Here is a 16414-nt window from a genome sequence, read left to right on the forward strand (position 1 = left end):
TTTGCTCGGCCTGGCTTTGTGGGGCCGAGCAAAGCGATGGCCCGAAAGGCTGTTCCCCCCATCTAGCCGTGGCGCCTTTCTTTGGGTACTTTCTTGTGGCCGGCACTCCAGTGGCGTGACAAGAAAGTACCTCGCCCGCCGGGGCGAGACCCCGCCCTCTGGCCTCAAAACAAGGCTCCACGCTTGCCCGCTACGCGAAGCTCCCGAGGGGCTCATGCCGTTCACTGGTTTATGTGAACGGCATTTCTCCGAGTGGGTCCTTTTCATCTTGGGGCGGCCCGGCGATGAAAGTTGTGCAAGGTCATGGACCTGCTTCGGGCGCGCCGCTGACACCGGCATTGGCTGCGTGCGCAATGGCGCTGGCGGGCTGGCGAGCCAGTTCGATGAAGGCCCGCACGTAGTCGATGGCGGCATCCGCTTCGCGTGCCCCCAGGAAGATCTGCTTGGCGATGCCGCGCGCGCCCAGCCGCACCGGCACCACGTCCATCCGGGCCGCGTATTCCTCGACCAGCCAGCGCGGCAGGGCGGCCACGCCGCGGCCGCTGGCCACCATCTGCAGCATGATGTCGGTGGTCTCGATGGCTTTGTGGCGCCGAGGCGTGACACCGGCCGGCAGCAGGAACTGGTTGTAGATGTCCAGCCGCTCGATGTCCACGGGGTAGCTGATGAGCACCTCCGTGGTCAGCTGCTGGGGCTTCACATGGGCTGCGCCCGCCAGGGGATGGCCCCTGGCCACGACGAGCACCTGCTCGTAGTCGAACACGGGCTCGAACTTCAGCCCCGGCTTGAACAGTGGGTCGGGCGTGACCAGCAGGTCGATCTCGTAGCCGAAGAGCGCGCCTATGCCGCCGAACTGGAACTTCTGCTTGACGTCCACATCCACGTCGGGCCAGGCGGCCAGATAGGGCGACACCACCTTGAGCAGCCACTGGTAGCAGGGATGGCATTCCATGCCGATGCGCAAGGCGCCGCGCTCGCCCTGCGCGAACTGGCCGAGGCGCTCTTCGGCGAGCTGGAGCTGCGGCAGCACCCGGTTGGCGACCGCCAGCAGGTACTGGCCGGCCTGCGTCAGGCGCAGGCTGCGGCCTTCGCGCAGCCAGACGTCGGTGCCCAGCTGCTGCTCCAGTTTCTTCATGCTGTGGCTCAGGGCCGACTGGGTCAGGTTCAGCACGCCTGCGGCGGCTGTCAATGACCCCTGCTTCTCAACCTGCTGAACGATGCTGAGGTGGATACGCTCCAGCATTCATATGACTCCTATTCATGGATTGGTGAAATAAAACCATTTTACTTCATTGGTTGCCGGCGCTAGCATCCGCTCCTAATGTTCATAGGAAAGCAAAAAATGGCATCTCCACTTCGTTTGGTCGCGGTTTCCGGCGGGCTGCAGCGCCCCTCCAAGTCGGCGGCGCTGGCACAGCATCTGCTGGGCCGGATCGCGGGCGAAGTCCGGTGCGAACAGCACCTGGTCGAGCTGGGCCAGCTCGCCCCGCAATGGGCCGGCGCGGCCTGGCGCAGCCAATTGCCCGGCTCGGTGGAGCGGGAACTCGCCGCGGTCGAGCAGGCTGACGTCCTGGTGGTGGCAACGCCGGTCTACCGTGGCTCCTACACCGGGCTGTTCAAGCACTTCTTCGACTTCATTCACCAGGACGCCTTGATCGACAAGCCGGTCCTGTTGGCTGCCACCGGCGGCAGCGAGCGCCATGCGCTGGTGATCGATCACCAGCTGCGGCCGCTGTTCAGCTTCTTCCAGGCGCGCACATTGCCGCTGGGCGTCTACGCAACCGAGCAGGATTTCGCCGATCACCGCCTGCACAACGATGCCGTGATCCAGCGGGCCGCGCTGGCGGTCGAGCGGGCATTGCCGTTGCTCGCATTGCTGCGCCGCCCGAGCCCCTCCTTGGCCGAGGACATGCTCGCGGCCTGAAAAAGTGGCCTTTGTCTCAAAAATTTGCTTACTGGATCGCCATGAACCAAGAACTCAGCTTTAGCCTCAAGAGCATCCGTTTCGATGAAAACTACCATCCGGCGGACAGCACGCGCATCACCACCAACTTTGCCAATCTGGCCCGGGGAAAGAGCCGGCAGCAGAACCTGCGCAACACGCTGAGGATGATCGACAACCGCTTCAATGACCTGGCGCATTGGGACAATCCGGCGGGAGACCGCTACTCGGTCGAACTGGAGATCATCTCCGTCGAGATGGGCATGGATGCCAAGAGCGGCAATGCGGTGTTTCCGTTGATCGAAATACTGAAAACCAGCATTCTCGACCGGCGGACGGACAAGCGCATCGATGGTATCGCCGGCAATAATTTTTCTTCCTACGTGCGCGACTACGACTTCAGCGTCCTGCTGCCGGAGTACAACGCCCATCGAGTGGAATTCAGCACGCCGGAAGATTTTGGCGATTTGCACGGAAAGCTGTTCAAGCAGTTTGCCAACTCGAGCACCTACCGGGAACACTTAGGCAAGCCGCCCGTCATCTGCATCAGCGCCTCGACCAGCAAGACCTACCGGCGCACCGGGAACCAGCATCCGGTATTGGGGGTCGAGTATCGCCAGAGCGAGTTGTCTTCGACCGACCAGTACTTCGCAAAAATGGGGCTGCAGGTGCGCTTTTTCATGCCTCCGAACAGTGTTGCGCCCTTGGCTTTCTATTTTCAAGGCGACCTGCTGGGCGACTACACGAATCTCGAGTTGATCGGCACCATCAGCACCATGGAAACCTTTCAGAAGATCTATCGCCCCGAAATCTACAATGCCAATTCCGCGGCCGGCAAGATCTACCAGCCGAGCCTGAAGAACCAGGACTACTCGTTGACGCAGATTGTCTATGACCGGGAGGAGCGCAGCCAGCTGGCTGTCAAGCAGGGCCAGTTTGCGCAGGAGCACTTCATCAAGCCGTACAAGAATGTTCTGGACCGATGGGCTGCCGATTTCGCGCTCTGACTATCCGCATCGGCGCCGCCCATGCGTGCGCCACGCTCGTCACGCTCACTACACCCATTTTCGTAAGTAAGGAATCCTCTGATGTTTGAAACCTCCATCGCCGGCAGCCTGCCCAAGCCTGCCTGGCTGGCCGAAACCAACAAGCTCTGGCCCGAGTGGAAGGCCGAAGGCGATGCGCTGCGCCAGGCCAAGGCCGATGCGACCCTGCTGTGGATCAAGGCCCAGGAGGACGCCGGCCTGGACATCGTGTGCGACGGCGAGCAATCGCGCCAGCACTTCGTGCACGGCTTCCTCGAACAGGTCGAGGGCATCGACTTCGAGAACAAGGTGAAGATGGGCATCCGCGACAACCGCTACGACGCGATGGTGCCGCAGGTGGTCTCAAGCCTGCGCCTGAAGGGGCGCGTGCATGCCTTTGAAGCCCAGCTGGCGCGTGCGCATACGAAGAAGAAGCTGAAGTTCACGCTGCCCGGCCCGATGACCATCGTCGACACCGTAGCCGACCGCTTCTACGGCGGAGATGCCGAGGGACGGGTCAAGATGGCCTTCGCGTTTGCCGAGTTGCTCAACCAGGAAGCGCTTGCGCTGCAGGCCGATGGCGTGGACATCATCCAGTTCGACGAGCCGGCCTTCAATGTCTACATGCAGGATGCCGCCGACTGGGGCGTGCGGGCGCTGGAGCGCGCGGCGCAGGGCCTGACCTGCACCACGGCGGTGCACATCTGCTATGGCTACGGCATCAAGGCCAACACCGACTGGAAGAGCACCCTGGGCGACGAGTGGCGCCAGTACGAGGCGGTGTTCCCCGCGCTGGCCAAGAGCCGCATCGACCAGGTGAGCCTGGAATGCATCCACTCCCACGTGCCGCCCGACCTGATGCAGCTGCTGGCCGGCAAGGACGTGATGGTGGGCGTGATCGATGTGGCCAGCGAGGTGGTGGAGACGCCCGAGGAAGTGGCCGACACCATCGGCCGGGCGCTGGAGTTCGTGCCCCGTGAGCGGCTGTTCCCGTGCACGAACTGCGGCCTGGCGCCCATGGGCCGCGACGTGGCGTGGCGCAAGCTGAAGGCGCTGGCAGAAGGCACGAAGCTGGCCAAGGAGCGGCTCGCCACGGCGTGATGCCCACGGGTTTCGGCCTAGCCGTTCAGCTCGGGCGTGTAGAACACGTACCGGCCGCGCCCCTGCTTCTTGGCGGTGTACAAGGCCCGGTCGGCCTCGCGCAGCAGGCGGTCGGCATCCACCGGGCCGAAGTTGCTCAGGTGCAGGGTGATGCCGATGGAGACACCGATCTCCAGCAGCTGGCCTTCGACGGCATAGGGCGCGCTGAGCGTGTCGATCACGCGCTGCGCCAGGCGCGATGCGGCCTCCAGCGAGGCAGTGTCTTGCACGATGCAGAATTCGTCGCCGCCCAGGCGGGCGACCAGGTCGGTGGCGCGCAGCAGGCCGCGCAGCCTCTGCGCCACCGCGCACAGCAGCGCATCGCCGGCCGCGTGGCCAAGCGTGTCGTTGACTGGCTTGAAGCGGTCCAGGTCCAGGTACAGCAGCGCCCCCGAATAGTGCCGGCCAGGGTTGCCGGTAAGGCTGGCCAGGTGCTCCAGCAGCCGGCTGCGGTTCGGCAGCTGGGTGAGCGAGTCATGGTGGGCCAGGTAGGAGACCGCGGCCTGGGCGCGCTTGCGCTCGTCCACATCTTCCAGCACGCCCAACCATTCCTGCAGGCGGCCCTGGGCATCGGTGATCGCGGCGCCACGGGCGCGCATCCAGCGCCATTGGCCATGGGGCGTGCGCAGGCGCAGCTCTACGTCGAGCACGGTATGCTGAGCCAGCAGCTCGCGCGCCTGCCGGCGCAGCAGCCGTACATCGTGCGGATGCACCTCGCGCAGCCAGGCGTAGCCCAGCGCCTGGCTGTCGGTCCGGCCCACCTGCGCCTGCCAGCCGACCACCGACAGCGCACGGCCCTGGGTGTCCAGCGTCCACAGCACCGAGGCGCCCGCATGGGCCAGCGTGCGCGAGCGCTGCTCGCTGTCGGCCAGGGCCTGGGCGATGCTGCGCTGCGCGGCCAGCGAGGCTTCGAGCTGCTGCCGCGACTGGTCGAGGCTGTCCCTCAGGCTCTCGAACTCGCGCACCCGCACCCAGGCGCGCGAGGCGGAGTCCGTGGGCGTGAACGGTGCTCCGGCCCGCGCGCGCCGCGCCAGCTGGTGGATGGGGCGCAGGATCTGCTGTGCCAGCCAGGCCGCCAGCAGCAGGGCGACGCCCAGCGCAGCGATGCCGGCCATGATCACCGTGCGCAGCGGCTGCTGCCAGCGGGCGTTGAACGATTCCAGCGGCGTGCCCACCACCACCACCCAGCCCGGCGTGCCGCGCAGCTGGTGGAAGGCAAACATCACCGATCCGCCGTCGGCGCGATTGGCCTCGAAGACGCCAAGCTTGCCGCCCAGCTGGCGCAGCCGCTCCCAGTCGGGCGCCATGGCGCCTATATAGCGTTCTGCCTGGGCCGAACGGGCCAGGATGCGGCCGTTGCCGTCGGTCACCGCCACCAGCATGCCTTCGTCGGAGCTATCGGGGGCGGCGCTGACGATGTCTTCCGGCCGGGTGCTGAGCACCAGCGTGCCGCCCGAGGGCAGCACGCTGGCCAGTGCGATGCGCGGCTCGTCATGCACGAAATACAGCTGCGACAGGGGGATGGGCGGCGATGCGCGCAGCTGCTGCACAAATGCCGCAGGCAGCAGGCTGGCGCCCTCGGGCAGCAGCTCCAGCTCGGCGCCCTTTGCCAGCCCGGCCATCTGCAGCGCCTGGCGCAGCGTGGCAGGGTTGCGCGGATCGCCGATGCCGGCCAGCAGGCGCAGCAAGGCCTCGCGGTTGCGCAGGTCCAGCTCGATGCCATGCCCCAGGTTGGCAGCGGTGTTCAGCAGCCTTTCCTGGCTGTAGGCGCGGTATGAGCTGGCGGTGCGCCACACCACGTAGCAACTGGCTGCGAGCAGCGGCAAAAGCGTGGCGAGCACCACCCATACGAGGTAGGTGCGCAGCGAACGGTGGCGCTCGCGGGCAGGCGCCGGCCCGGCAGTGGGCGGGGCAGGCGTGGTGGAGGTCGCGTCTGGGAAGGCTGGCAAATGCGGGTTCGTGGCTGGCGATTTTGCACCATATTAGCCGAGGCGGGCTGGCCGCCGGAGCAGTCCAGCCGGGCACTGGGAGCGACCCCTATGTCACCAGGCGGGCCTTGCGGCAAGGCCCGCCTGTGCGGCCACGCGGCGATCAGGCGTGTTCGGCCAGCGGCACGCAGCTGCAAAACAGGTTGCGGTCGCCCCAGACGTTGTCCACGCGGCCCACCGGGCTCCAGTACTTGTTCTGGCGCAGCGCGGCCACCGGGTAGGCGGCGGCTTCGCGGCTGTAGGGGTGGCTCCAGTCGGCCACCAGCAGGCTCTCGGCCGTGTGCGGCGCGTTCTTCAGCGGATTGTCGTCCTGGCTCAGCGCGCCGGATTCCACCTGGCAGATTTCCTCGCGGATGGCGATCATCGCGGCGATGAAACGGTCCAGCTCGTACAGGCTTTCACTCTCGGTGGGCTCGACCATCAGCGTGTTGGGCACCGGGAAGGACAGCGTGGGTGCGTGGAAGCCGTAGTCGATCAGGCGCTTGGCCACGTCCTCGGCCATGATGCCGGTGCTCTCCTTGAACTGGCGCAGGTCCAGGATGCACTCGTGCGCCACGCGGCCGGCTTCGCCCGCGTACAGCGTGGGGTAGTGGTCCTTGAGGCGGGCGCTGATGTAGTTGGCGCTGAGGATGGCGGTCTCGGTGGCGAGCTGCAGGCCTTCGGCGCCCATCATGCGGATGTACATCCACGAGATCGGCAGCACCGCCGCATTGCCCAGCGGCGCGGCGCTGACCGGGCCGACCTTGCCCGCAGCCGGCGCCTGCGGCGCATCGCCCTGGCCCGGCAGGCCGGGCAGGAAGGGCACCAGGTCCTCGACCACGCACACCGGGCCGACGCCGGGGCCGCCGCCGCCGTGCGGAATGCAGAAGGTCTTGTGCAGGTTCAGGTGGCTCACGTCGCCGCCGAACTCGCCGGGCGCGGCCAGGCCGACCAGGGCGTTCATGTTGGCGCCGTCCACATACACGCGGCCGCCATGGCTGTGCACCAGCTGGCACAGCTCTTTCACCTGGGTCTCGAACACGCCGTGCGTGCTGGGATAGGTGATCATGACGCAGGCCAGGCGGGCGCTGTGCTGCTCGCACTTGGCCTTGAGGTCGGCCATGTCGATGTTGCCGTTATCGTCGCACTTGGTCACCACCACCTGCAGGCCCACCATCTGCGCGCTGGCGGGGTTGGTGCCGTGCGCGCTGCTGGGGATCAGGCAGATGGTGCGGTGCGCGTCGCCGCGGCTGGCGTGGTAGGCCTTGATGGCCAGCAGGCCGGCATATTCGCCCTGCGAGCCGGCATTGGGCTGCAGGCTGATGCCGGCATAGCCGGTGGCTTGGCACAGCCAGGCGCGCAGCTGCGCGTCGAGCTCGGCATAGCCCTGCTGCTGGTCGGCCGGCGCGAAGGGGTGCACCTGGGCAAACTCGGGCCAGGTGATGGGGATCATCTCGCTGGTGGCGTTGAGCTTCATGGTGCACGAGCCCAGCGGGATCATGCTGCGGTCCAGCGCCAGATCCTTGTCCGACAGCTGGCGGATGTAGCGCAGCATGGCGGTCTCGGAGTGGTGGGTGTTGAACACCGGGTGCGCCAGGAAGCGGCTGGCGCGGCGCAGCGCATCGGGGATCAGCGGCTCCACGCCGTTCTCGAAGTCGGCGAAGCCGGGCAGTGCCTGGCCGTCCTGGGCGAAGATCTTCCACAGCAGCTCGATGTCGGCGCGCGTGGTGGTCTCGTCCAGCGAGATGCACAGGTATTCGCCGAAGTAGACGCGCAGGTTGGCGCCCATGGATACCGCGCGCTCGGCGATGGCCTGCGTGGCTGCTGCGGTGTGCAGCGACAGCGTGTCGAAAGTCGATTGCTCGCGCAGCGGCGCGCCCAGCGCCTTCAGGCCGTGGGCCAGGATGGCGGTGTAGGCCGCTACGCGCTGCGCGATGCGAGCCAGGCCTTCGGGGCCGTGGTAGACCGCGTACATGCTGGCGATCACCGCCGGCAGCACCTGGGCGGTGCAGATGTTGGAGGTGGCCTTTTCGCGGCGGATGTGCTGCTCGCGCGTTTGCAGCGCAAGGCGGTAGGCGGGCTTGCCGTGCACGTCCACGCTCACGCCGACCAGGCGGCCGGGCAGCGAGCGCTTGTATTCGTCGCGGCAGGCCATGAAGGCGGCGTGCGGGCCGCCGGCGCCCATGGGCATGCCGAAGCGCTGCGTGGTGCCGACGACGATGTCGGCGCCCCATTCGCCGGGCGGGGCGATGAGGGTCAGCGCCAGCAGGTCGGCGGCCACGATGAAAGCGGCCTGCCTGGCATGGGCCTTGTCCACGTCGGCGCGCAGGTCGTCGATGCGGCCGCTGGTGGCGGGGTACTGGGCCAGTACGGCGAAGTAGTCGCCGTCCAGCAGCGTGTTCCATTCTTCCAGCGAGTTGGCCAGTGCCACCTCGATGCCCATGGGAGCGGCGCGGGTCTGGATGACCTCGATGGTCTGCGGATGCGCATCGCCCGCGACCACGAAGCGGTTGCTTTTGCTCTTGACCGAGCGCTTGGCGAGTGTCATCGCCTCGGCGGCGGCGGTGGCCTCGTCGAGCATGGAGGCGTTGGCGATCGGCATGGCCGTCAGGTCGCAGACCATGGTCTGGAAGTTGACCAGCGCCTCCATGCGGCCTTGCGAGATTTCGGCCTGGTAGGGCGTGTAGGCGGTGTACCAGGCTGGGTTTTCGAGGATGTTGCGCAGGATCACGCCGGGCGTGTGCGTGCCGTAGTAGCCCTGGCCGATGAAGCTCTTGAGCAGCCGGTTCTTGCCGGCGATGGCCTTGAGCTCATCCAGCGCGGCGGCTTCGCTTACGGCCGCGGGCAGCTCCATGGGCTGGCGGCGCACGATGGATGCGGGCACCACGCTCTCGATCAGCGCCTGGCGCGAGGCCACGCCGATGGCGGACAGCATGTGCGCTTCGCCTGCGGCATCGATGCCTACATGGCGGGGCAGGAACTCGCTGGGGTTTTCCAGCGCTGCGAGAGACGGGGTGGAGGGCATCAGCATAGGGGAGGTGAACGTTGAGGGTTTTGCGTTAGGCGAAGCAGGACGACGGGCGTTTGGCGCGGTGTACGCAAAACGCCCGTCGCACAACGCTTAACTTGCTTGGGCGAACTCGTTGTAGGCGGTTTCGTCGAGCAGGCCGTCAAGCTGGCCGGCATCGGCCAGCTTGACCTTGAAGAACCAGCCGGCGCCCAGCGGGTCGCTGTTGGCCAGCGAAGGGTCGGCGCGCAGGGCTTCGTTGACTTCGACGATCTCGCCGGAGACGGGCATGTACACGTCGGCGGCGGCCTTCACCGATTCGACCACGCCGGCCACGTCGCCCTGGCCGAAGCTCGCGCCCACCTCGGGCAGGTCGACGAAGACCACGTCACCGAGCGCGTCCTGCGCATGCACGGTGATGCCGACCACGGCCGCGCTGGCATCGGCGGCGTTGATCCATTCGTGTTCTTTGGAGAATTTGACAGTCATGTGGGCTCCGGGAGCTAGAGAGGGAAAGAAAGGGTTGGCCGCCAGCAGGCATGCCGGCGGCTGCGTGATGTTATCCGCGGAAGTAGTTGGGCGGTATGAAGGGCATGGGCGCCACTTCCATCGGCACGCGCTTGCCGCGCACGATGGCGTCGAGCTTTTGGCCCACCGTGGCCAGCGCCGCGTCCACATAGGCCATGGCAATGGGCCGATCCACCGAGGGGCCGAGCAGACCGCTGGTGACCACGCCGACGGTCCTGCCGCCGGCATCCTGCAGCTCCACCTGCTCGCGCACCGGAATGCGCTCCAGCGCCACCAGGCCCACGCGCTTGCGCGCAAGCAGGGCGGGATTGTCGATCTGCGCCAGCACCTTGTCGGCGCCGGGAAAGCCCCCGGCGCGCGCGCCGCCGCTGCGGCGCACCTTCTGGATGGCCCAGTTCAGCGCGGCCTCGGGCGGCGTGGTGGTGGTGTCCAGGTCGCTGCCGTACAGGCACAGGCCGGCTTCCAGCCGCAGCGAGTTGCGCGCGCCCAGGCCGATGGGCTTGACCTCGGGCTGGGCCAGCAGCTTGCGCGCCAGCGCCTCGGCCTGCTCGCCGGGCACCGAGATCTCGAAGCCATCCTCGCCGGTGTAGCCGCTGCGGGTGATGAAGCAGGGAATGCCGTCGACATCGAATGTTCCACCGGTCATGAACACCAGCTTCTCGGCGCCCGGCGCCAGGCGCGACAGCGCCTGGACCGCCAGCGGGCCCTGCAGCGCCAGCAGGCCGTGCCCGGGCATGGGGAGCACCTGGCAGCGGCCGCCGATGCGTGCCTGGATATGGGCGATGTCGGTCGCCTTGCAGGCACCGTTGACGATCACGAAGAGCGAATCCTCGCCCTGGTTGAAGAACATCAGGTCGTCGAGGATGCCGCCTTCGTCGTTCAGCAGCAGGCCGTAGCGCTGCTTGCCCACCGGCAGGTCGATCACGTCCACCGGCATCAGCGATTCGAAGGCCGCGGCGGCATCCGGGCCCACCAGGCGCAGCTGGCCCATGTGCGACACATCGAACAGGCCGGCGCTGGCGCGGGTGTGCTTGTGCTCGGCGATCAGCCCCTCGGGGTACTGCACCGGCATGGAGTAGCCGGCGAAAGGCACCATGCGGGCGCCCAGCTCCAGGTGCAGGGCGTTGAGCGGCGTGGTTTGGAGGGCGGAAGCGGTCATGGGCAACTCGGAGTGGCTGTGGGCAAATCAATGGCGCATGCCGCGCACCGATGGCGCTGCATGCGGTTTGCCCCGCTGTCCGCTTTACCTGAGAGATTCACCCCGTAACCGGGGCTTGCTCCTTCGGTGGATGCGGCGTGCGCCGCACCTCTCTCCAGCAAGGTGACGCCTTGGCGAGCAAGGCGTTTGCCAGTCCTTTTGCCTGAGCGTTCAGTGGGTACCTGCGCCTTCGGCGGCCTGTATTGCAAGGCTCTCTCCTGACCGGGTGGATTGTAGCGGAAGCGCCGGGGGCTCAGTCGCTCAATCCGTCGCAAACCGGCAAGCCTTGCGCAAAGCGCTCGGGGTTGAGCAGCGCCACCAGGCCGCAGCCCAGCGCGCCCTGCCAGTGCAGGTAGTCATGGCCGGTGGCGTGCTCGCGCTGGGTCAGCGCGTAGCCCTTGGCGCGCAGCACGTCGCCGAGATGGCGATTGGTTTCCAGGATGCCGTCCTGCCCCGCGCGCGCCGCTTCGTAGCGGCCGGCATCGAGGTACAGGCGCAGCTCGCGCCGGGGCTCCTGGGCATAGCGGCGCATCATCCAGCCCGGCCGCTCGCCGGGCGGCGCCCACCAGAACGAGCCCGACAGGCTCAGCACCCGGCCGAACCACTGCGGCAGCATGAGGCCCGCATGGGCCGAAGCCAGGCCGCCGTAGCTCGAGCCGGCGACCACCGTGGCCGCGGGCGCCTGCGCCAGGCCCTGGGCGCGTACCCAGGGCATCAGCTCCTCGTCGAGAAAACGAGTGAAGCGCGGGTTGGGCGGCAGCTCGGCGGCGCGCGCTGCGGGGCTGGGGTTGGCCAGCAGCACCACGGCGGTGGGCGGGATCAGCCCGTCGGCCAGCAGGTTGTCCACGATGCGCGGCGTGGGCACGTCCTGCCGGTAGGCATGGGCGTCGAACAGCACCAGCAGCGCCTGCGGCCTGGCATGCGCCGGGCGGTAGAGCCAGACCGCGCGCTCGTTGCCGAGGATGCGGCTGGGCAGCAGGTGCTGCGTCAGCTGGCCCTGGGGCACGCCGGAGCGGGCGGCGATCCAGGGCTGGCGCGGGGCCTGCGGCAGTTCCAGCACCGAATGGCCCTGGAAGGCGTCGAGCCCCGCGTCGGCCTGCGCCGGGAATACATGCGGGTTCAGCGGATCGCGCTGCGCGGTGGCCAGGATCATGCGGCGCTGCTCCTGCGGCGTGCCTTGCACGCGCGGCACGTCGGGCGCGAGCCGGTAGGACAGGCGGGCGCTGGACGGCATGCGAAAACTCGCCCACCAGACGTCGCTGGCATCCAGGCGCTGCAGCGGATCGTGCTCGCCCGAAGGGCTGCCGAACAGCCGCACGCTCTGGGTCTGCGCGCCGCCGCGCCACAGGAAGGTGACCAGCGATTCGCGCTCGGACAGCGGCTCGACCAGCGGCGTGCCCTGCCGTTCGCGCTCCTGCCAGAAGGCCTCGGTATTGCCGCCAGCCGCCAGGGATTGCGCCAGCGCCTGCAGGCGCTGGCTTTCGGGGCGGGGCGCTTGCGCGGCCGAGCCGGTTGCCGGCGCCAGTGTGCGGCGCAGCTGCAGCGTGTAGGGGGCGCCCTGCGATCCGGCCCGCAGCTGCAACTGCTGCCCAGCCTGCGCCTGCCAGCTAAAGTCTTGCAGGCCGTGCTCGGCATCGGCCAGCCGGCGCAGGTGGCGGCCCTCGGCATCGAGCAGATCCAGCACCGCGCCGGGGCCGTTGACATCGCCTTGCACCACATGGCCGGCAGGCAGTTGCACGCGCCAGCGCTGCGACTGCGCGGCCTCCAGCCTGCCTTGCAGCGGTGTGCCCACCGCTATGTCGGCCGCTGTGGCGGCAGGCCATGCCAGGCAGGCGGATGCGCTTGCGCAGGCCAGGATCAGGGAGTGAAGTACCGGGCGGGATGGGGCCATGGGGATGGGCTGTGGCAATGGACGGGATAGGCTGGCGTGCAATCCTAATCTAAACAGGAATTATTTGCATTGCAGCAGGGAAAGCTGTGAGCCACCCGCCAAGGGGGTGGGCGGCGACCCGTTCAGGCGATGCTGGCCAGCCGCGCGGGCGTGCCCACGTCGGTCCAGGGGCCGTCATAGCGGGTGGCGCCGCAGCGGCCGGCCTGCATGGCGGCGCGCAGCTGCTGCACCAGCGGCATCTTGATACCCTGCGGGTTGCCGGGCGGGATGTCGCAGTAGGGTAGCTGGAACAGTTCCTTCCTGAGCAGCGCCACGCAGCCATAGGTGAGGCGCTGGCGCTCGTCGCCGGGCTGCGGATTGGTGGCGCGGCCGTCGGCCTCCAGGATGAAATCGCCGCGCGGATGGTGCGGCGCATTGGGCACCAGCCACAAGTGCGCCAGCTCGCCGCTGGCGGCGAAGCGCGCGCGCAGCGCTTCGGCGAAGGCGAAGCCAGGCATGAACACATCGCCCGATACCAGCCAGAAGCTGTCGTCCAGCCAGGGCAGGGCGCGGCTGATTGCGCCGCTGGTCTCTATGCCGCCGCCGAAATCCAGGTCTTCGCGCGAGTAGCGTATCTGTACCTCGGCGCCTGCGAGCCGGGCCGCGGCCGGTGCCTCGGGCCACTGGGCGGCCACCTGCGCACCCAGCCAGCCGGTGTTGATGACCATGCGGCGCACGCCGCCCTGCGCCAGCGCTTCCATGGACCATTGCATCAACGGCTTGCCGCGCACCGGCAGCAGGGGCTTGGGGGTGTGGTCGGTCAGCGGGCGCATGCGTTCGCCGCGGCCGGCGGCCAGCACCATGGCCTGGGCGCAAAAATCGGGGTTGCTCATGGATGGGATGGAAAACAAGGTCTTTGGGAACAGGGCGAACTATGCCACGCCCGGGAGGGGCAGCTGTGCCAATGCAACAGCTCCCAGACAGCGGTAACCGCCTGGGAGCCGGGCATGCGAGGGACTGTCGGTAAACGGGCTCTGCAAGAAAGCGGCTTCGGTAAAAGTGTTTCGATGCAGAAAGTATGCGCTCCAAGCACTGGGAAGAATTTTTGATTTGTCTGATAATTCGCCATAATTTAGGAAAAAATTCTTCTCAAAGGATTTTGGTGAAAAAATATGCTGCTTGATCGTTTGGATCGGAAAATTCTTGCGGTGCTGCAGGCCAACAGCCGCGCCAGCCTGCAAGACATAGGCCATGCGGTGGGTCTGAGCCCTTCGCCTTGCTGGGGGCGCATCAAGAAGCTGGAGGAGGCCGGAGTGATCGAAGGCTATACCGTGCGCCTGAATCCGCAGGCGCTGGGCTTGGGCGACACGGTGCTGGTGCAGGTCACGCTCGACAGCCACTCCGACAATACGCTGGAGAAGTTCGGCGAGGTGCTGGCGACCATTCCCGAAGTGGTGGAGGCGCACCTGGTCTCCGGCGAATACGACTACCTGCTGCGCGTGGTGGTGAAGGACACGCGCGACTACGAGCGGCTGCTGCGCGAGCAGCTCTACAAGATCAAGGGCATACGCCACAGCCAGTCGAGCTTTGTGCTGCGCACGCTGAAGAAGGCGGATCTGCCACTGGGGGTGTGACTGTGGCCGGAGCCCGGGCCCTAGTCTTCGAATGCCCGCCGGCCGAGCGCCTCGGCCACATGGTCGACAAAGCAGGTGATGCGCGCGGCCAGTGCGGTGTTGCGGTAGTAGACCGCGTGGATAGGCTGGCGCACATCCAGCGTCTGCTGTGCAAGCAATGGCACCAGCGCGCCGCTGCTGCGGTCTGCGCGCGTCATGAAGTCCGACAGGCAGACGATGCCAAGCCCGGCCAGCGCCATGTGGCGCAGCGTCTCGCCGCTGGATGCGCCGATGGCCGGGCGCACGCGCAGGGGGGCGCCGGCCGCATCGCGCAGCGGCCAGTCGTTCAGTGTCTCGGGCTGGGTGAAGCCCAGCAGCGTGTGCCGTGCCAGCTCGCTGACTGCGCCGGGCGTGCCGTGGCGCTTCAGGTAGGCGGGGCTGGCCAGCACCCGTATGCGGCTGCTGGCTACCGGGCGGGCGTGCAGCGTGGAGTCTTTCAGCATGCCGATGCGCAAGGCCACGTCGGTGCGCTTTTCGATCAGGTCGACGATGCCTTCGTTCGAATTGAGTTCCAGCTCCACCTCGGGGTAGTGTTCGCGGAATCCAGCAATCAGCGGCACCAGCACATGCAGCAGGAAGGGCATGGCGGCATCGACCCGCAGCCGGCCGGCCGGGCGCTGGCGCCGCGCGGCCATCTGCTCCTCGGCCGCGTCGACCGAGGCCAGGATGGCGCGCGCCTGCGGCACGAAGGCGGCGCCTTCCTCGGTCAGTTCCAGCCGGCGCGTGGTGCGGCGCAGCAAAGTGGTCTGCAGCTTTTCTTCCAGCCGCCTCAGCGTGCGGCTGGTGGCCGAGACGGTCAGCCCCAGCAGCTCCGCGGCGGCGGTGATGGAGCCCGTGTCCACCACCGCCACCAGGGCCTGGAGTTCGTCGAGGGTGGTCTTCATTATTGAATTTAAATCAATAGAATTTACTCAATACAGGGCTTAATCTGCAAATATTAACCGGGCACACTGGAGCCCAGAATCTCAGAGCCCGTTGACCGGCCTTTTTTGCCGCCGGGCCGCCCCAAGGCAAAAGCGCCTCCCTCGGGGGGCAGCGGCTACACGCAGTGAGCAAGCGTGGGGGGCTTTTTTTACCCTTGATTCCGGAGTCTTTCCATGAGCATCCCTTCCTTTGGTGTCGGCACCTTCCGCTTGAACGGCCAGACGGTGATCGATTCGGTGCGCAACGCGCTGGAGCTGGGCTACCGCGCCATCGATACCGCGCAGATCTACAACAACGAGGCCGAGGTCGGCCAGGCGATTGCCGAAAGCGGCGTGCCGCGCTCCGAGCTGTTCGTGACCACCAAGATCTGGACCGACAACTACGCCAGGGCCAAACTGGTGCCCAGCCTGCGCGAGAGCCTTGCCAAGCTGCGCGCCGACCATGTGGACCTGACGCTGATCCACTGGCCCGCCCCCGGCAATGGCGTGGAGCTGCCCGAATACATGGAGGCGCTGGCCGAGGCCAAGGCCCTGGGCCTGACGCGGCAGATTGGCATCTCCAACTTCAACATCGAACTGAGCAGGCAGGCCGTCGCCGCGGTAGGCGAGGGCGCGATCGCCACCAACCAGATCGAGCTGAGCCCGTACCTGCAAAACCGCAAGCTCACCGATTTCCTCAAGGAGCAAGGCATTGCGGTGACCTCGTACATGACGCTGGCCTACGGCAAGGTGCTGCAGGACCCGGTGCTGGCGCGGATCGCCGGCAAGCACCAGGCCACGGTGGCGCAGGTGGCGCTGGCCTGGGCATTGCAGCTGGGCTATGCGGTGATTCCGTCGTCGACCAGGCGCGAGAACCTGGCCGGCAACCTGCTGGCCCGCGGCCTGGAACTCGATGCCGGCGACATGGCGCAGATCGCCGCGCTGGAGCGCAATGGCCGCGAAGTCAACCCCAAGGGATTGGCGCCGGCCTGGGATTGATTGACTGCCTATCCCTGTATCGGACTCAATTATTTTGATTGTTTCATCAATGTTAATTATTTATAAACAATCATGATCCAAAAATAAAATAAAAATAGCCAAGAAGATAATGTCGCTCTATATAGCATTTTGTTTCATGTTTTTTCATGAATGGAGCGGCATA

The 16414-nt window shown here is 66.9% G+C and carries 13 protein-coding genes and 2 riboswitches; of the genes, 5 read left to right on the plus strand and 8 right to left on the minus strand.

The features are described from left to right. Positions 1–301: 301 nt before the first annotated feature. On the minus strand, positions 302–1243 hold the full coding sequence (locus ACODRX_RS22870) for a LysR family transcriptional regulator (protein WP_488873846.1): 942 nt from the start codon (positions 1241–1243) through the stop codon (positions 302–304). 99 nt (positions 1244–1342) lie between these two features. Here ACODRX_RS22870 and msuE point away from each other — a divergent pair, with 99 nt between their 5' ends. The 3 genes from msuE to ACODRX_RS22885 all read left to right on the plus strand — a co-directional run bounded on the left by msuE (position 1343) and on the right by ACODRX_RS22885 (position 4068). Then, a complete protein-coding gene (gene msuE / locus ACODRX_RS22875; RefSeq protein WP_488873847.1) occupies positions 1343–1924 on the plus strand; it encodes an FMN reductase in 582 nt (193 codons plus the stop codon). A 41-nt stretch (positions 1925–1965) separates the two neighbouring features. Further along, positions 1966–2949 (plus strand): DUF1852 domain-containing protein, encoded by a 984-nt coding sequence (locus ACODRX_RS22880; RefSeq protein WP_488873848.1) that lies wholly within the window; start codon positions 1966–1968, stop codon positions 2947–2949. Positions 2950–3030: 81 nt separating this feature from the next. Beyond that, positions 3031–4068, plus strand: coding sequence for a methionine synthase (locus ACODRX_RS22885; protein ID WP_488873849.1), 1038 nt, complete (start codon positions 3031–3033; stop codon positions 4066–4068). 17 nt (positions 4069–4085) lie between these two features. On the opposite strand, the gene ACODRX_RS22890 is transcribed toward ACODRX_RS22885, so the two are convergent. From ACODRX_RS22890 to ACODRX_RS22915, 6 genes are all read right to left on the minus strand, one after another. After that, the gene (locus ACODRX_RS22890; RefSeq protein WP_488873850.1) at positions 4086–6056 is read right to left on the minus strand and encodes a diguanylate cyclase domain-containing protein; all 1971 of its coding nucleotides are present in this window, start codon (positions 6054–6056) and stop codon (positions 4086–4088) included. 142 nt (positions 6057–6198) lie between these two features. After that, the gene (gcvP, locus tag ACODRX_RS22895; protein WP_488873851.1) at positions 6199–9105 is read right to left on the minus strand and encodes an aminomethyl-transferring glycine dehydrogenase; all 2907 of its coding nucleotides are present in this window, start codon (positions 9103–9105) and stop codon (positions 6199–6201) included. A 90-nt stretch (positions 9106–9195) separates the two neighbouring features. Next, positions 9196–9570: a glycine cleavage system protein GcvH gene (gene gcvH, locus ACODRX_RS22900; protein ID WP_488873852.1), complete on the minus strand. Its 375-nt coding sequence runs from the start codon at positions 9568–9570 to the stop codon at positions 9196–9198. A 70-nt stretch (positions 9571–9640) separates the two neighbouring features. Next, on the minus strand, positions 9641–10768 hold the full coding sequence (gcvT, locus tag ACODRX_RS22905) for a glycine cleavage system aminomethyltransferase GcvT (protein ID WP_488873853.1): 1128 nt from the start codon (positions 10766–10768) through the stop codon (positions 9641–9643). A 65-nt stretch (positions 10769–10833) separates the two neighbouring features. Continuing rightward, positions 10834–10936: riboswitch (glycine riboswitch) on the minus strand. 12 nt (positions 10937–10948) lie between these two features. After that, a riboswitch (glycine riboswitch) is annotated at positions 10949–11038 on the minus strand. A gap of 22 nt (positions 11039–11060) precedes the next feature. Further along, the gene (gene fes / locus ACODRX_RS22910) at positions 11061–12698 is read right to left on the minus strand and encodes an enterochelin esterase (RefSeq protein WP_488873854.1); all 1638 of its coding nucleotides are present in this window, start codon (positions 12696–12698) and stop codon (positions 11061–11063) included. A gap of 122 nt (positions 12699–12820) precedes the next feature. After that, the gene (locus ACODRX_RS22915) at positions 12821–13570 is read right to left on the minus strand and encodes a nucleotidyltransferase family protein (RefSeq protein ID WP_488873855.1); all 750 of its coding nucleotides are present in this window, start codon (positions 13568–13570) and stop codon (positions 12821–12823) included. 279 nt (positions 13571–13849) lie between these two features. On the opposite strand from ACODRX_RS22915, the gene ACODRX_RS22920 reads away from it, so the two are divergent. Next, complete coding sequence (locus tag ACODRX_RS22920; RefSeq protein ID WP_460482446.1) at positions 13850–14311, plus strand: Lrp/AsnC family transcriptional regulator; 462 nt, start codon at positions 13850–13852, stop codon at positions 14309–14311. 20 nt (positions 14312–14331) lie between these two features. Here the strand turns inward: ACODRX_RS22920 and ACODRX_RS22925 are convergent, their stop codons facing one another. Continuing rightward, positions 14332–15234: a LysR substrate-binding domain-containing protein gene (locus tag ACODRX_RS22925; RefSeq protein ID WP_488873856.1), complete on the minus strand. Its 903-nt coding sequence runs from the start codon at positions 15232–15234 to the stop codon at positions 14332–14334. Between the two features lie 213 nt (positions 15235–15447). Between ACODRX_RS22925 and dkgB the strand changes: the two genes are divergently transcribed. Next, on the plus strand, positions 15448–16251 hold the full coding sequence (dkgB, locus tag ACODRX_RS22930; RefSeq protein WP_488873857.1) for a 2,5-didehydrogluconate reductase DkgB: 804 nt from the start codon (positions 15448–15450) through the stop codon (positions 16249–16251). Positions 16252–16414 lie beyond the last annotated feature (163 nt).

Source organism: Comamonas sp. FG99 (assembly GCF_057808605.1).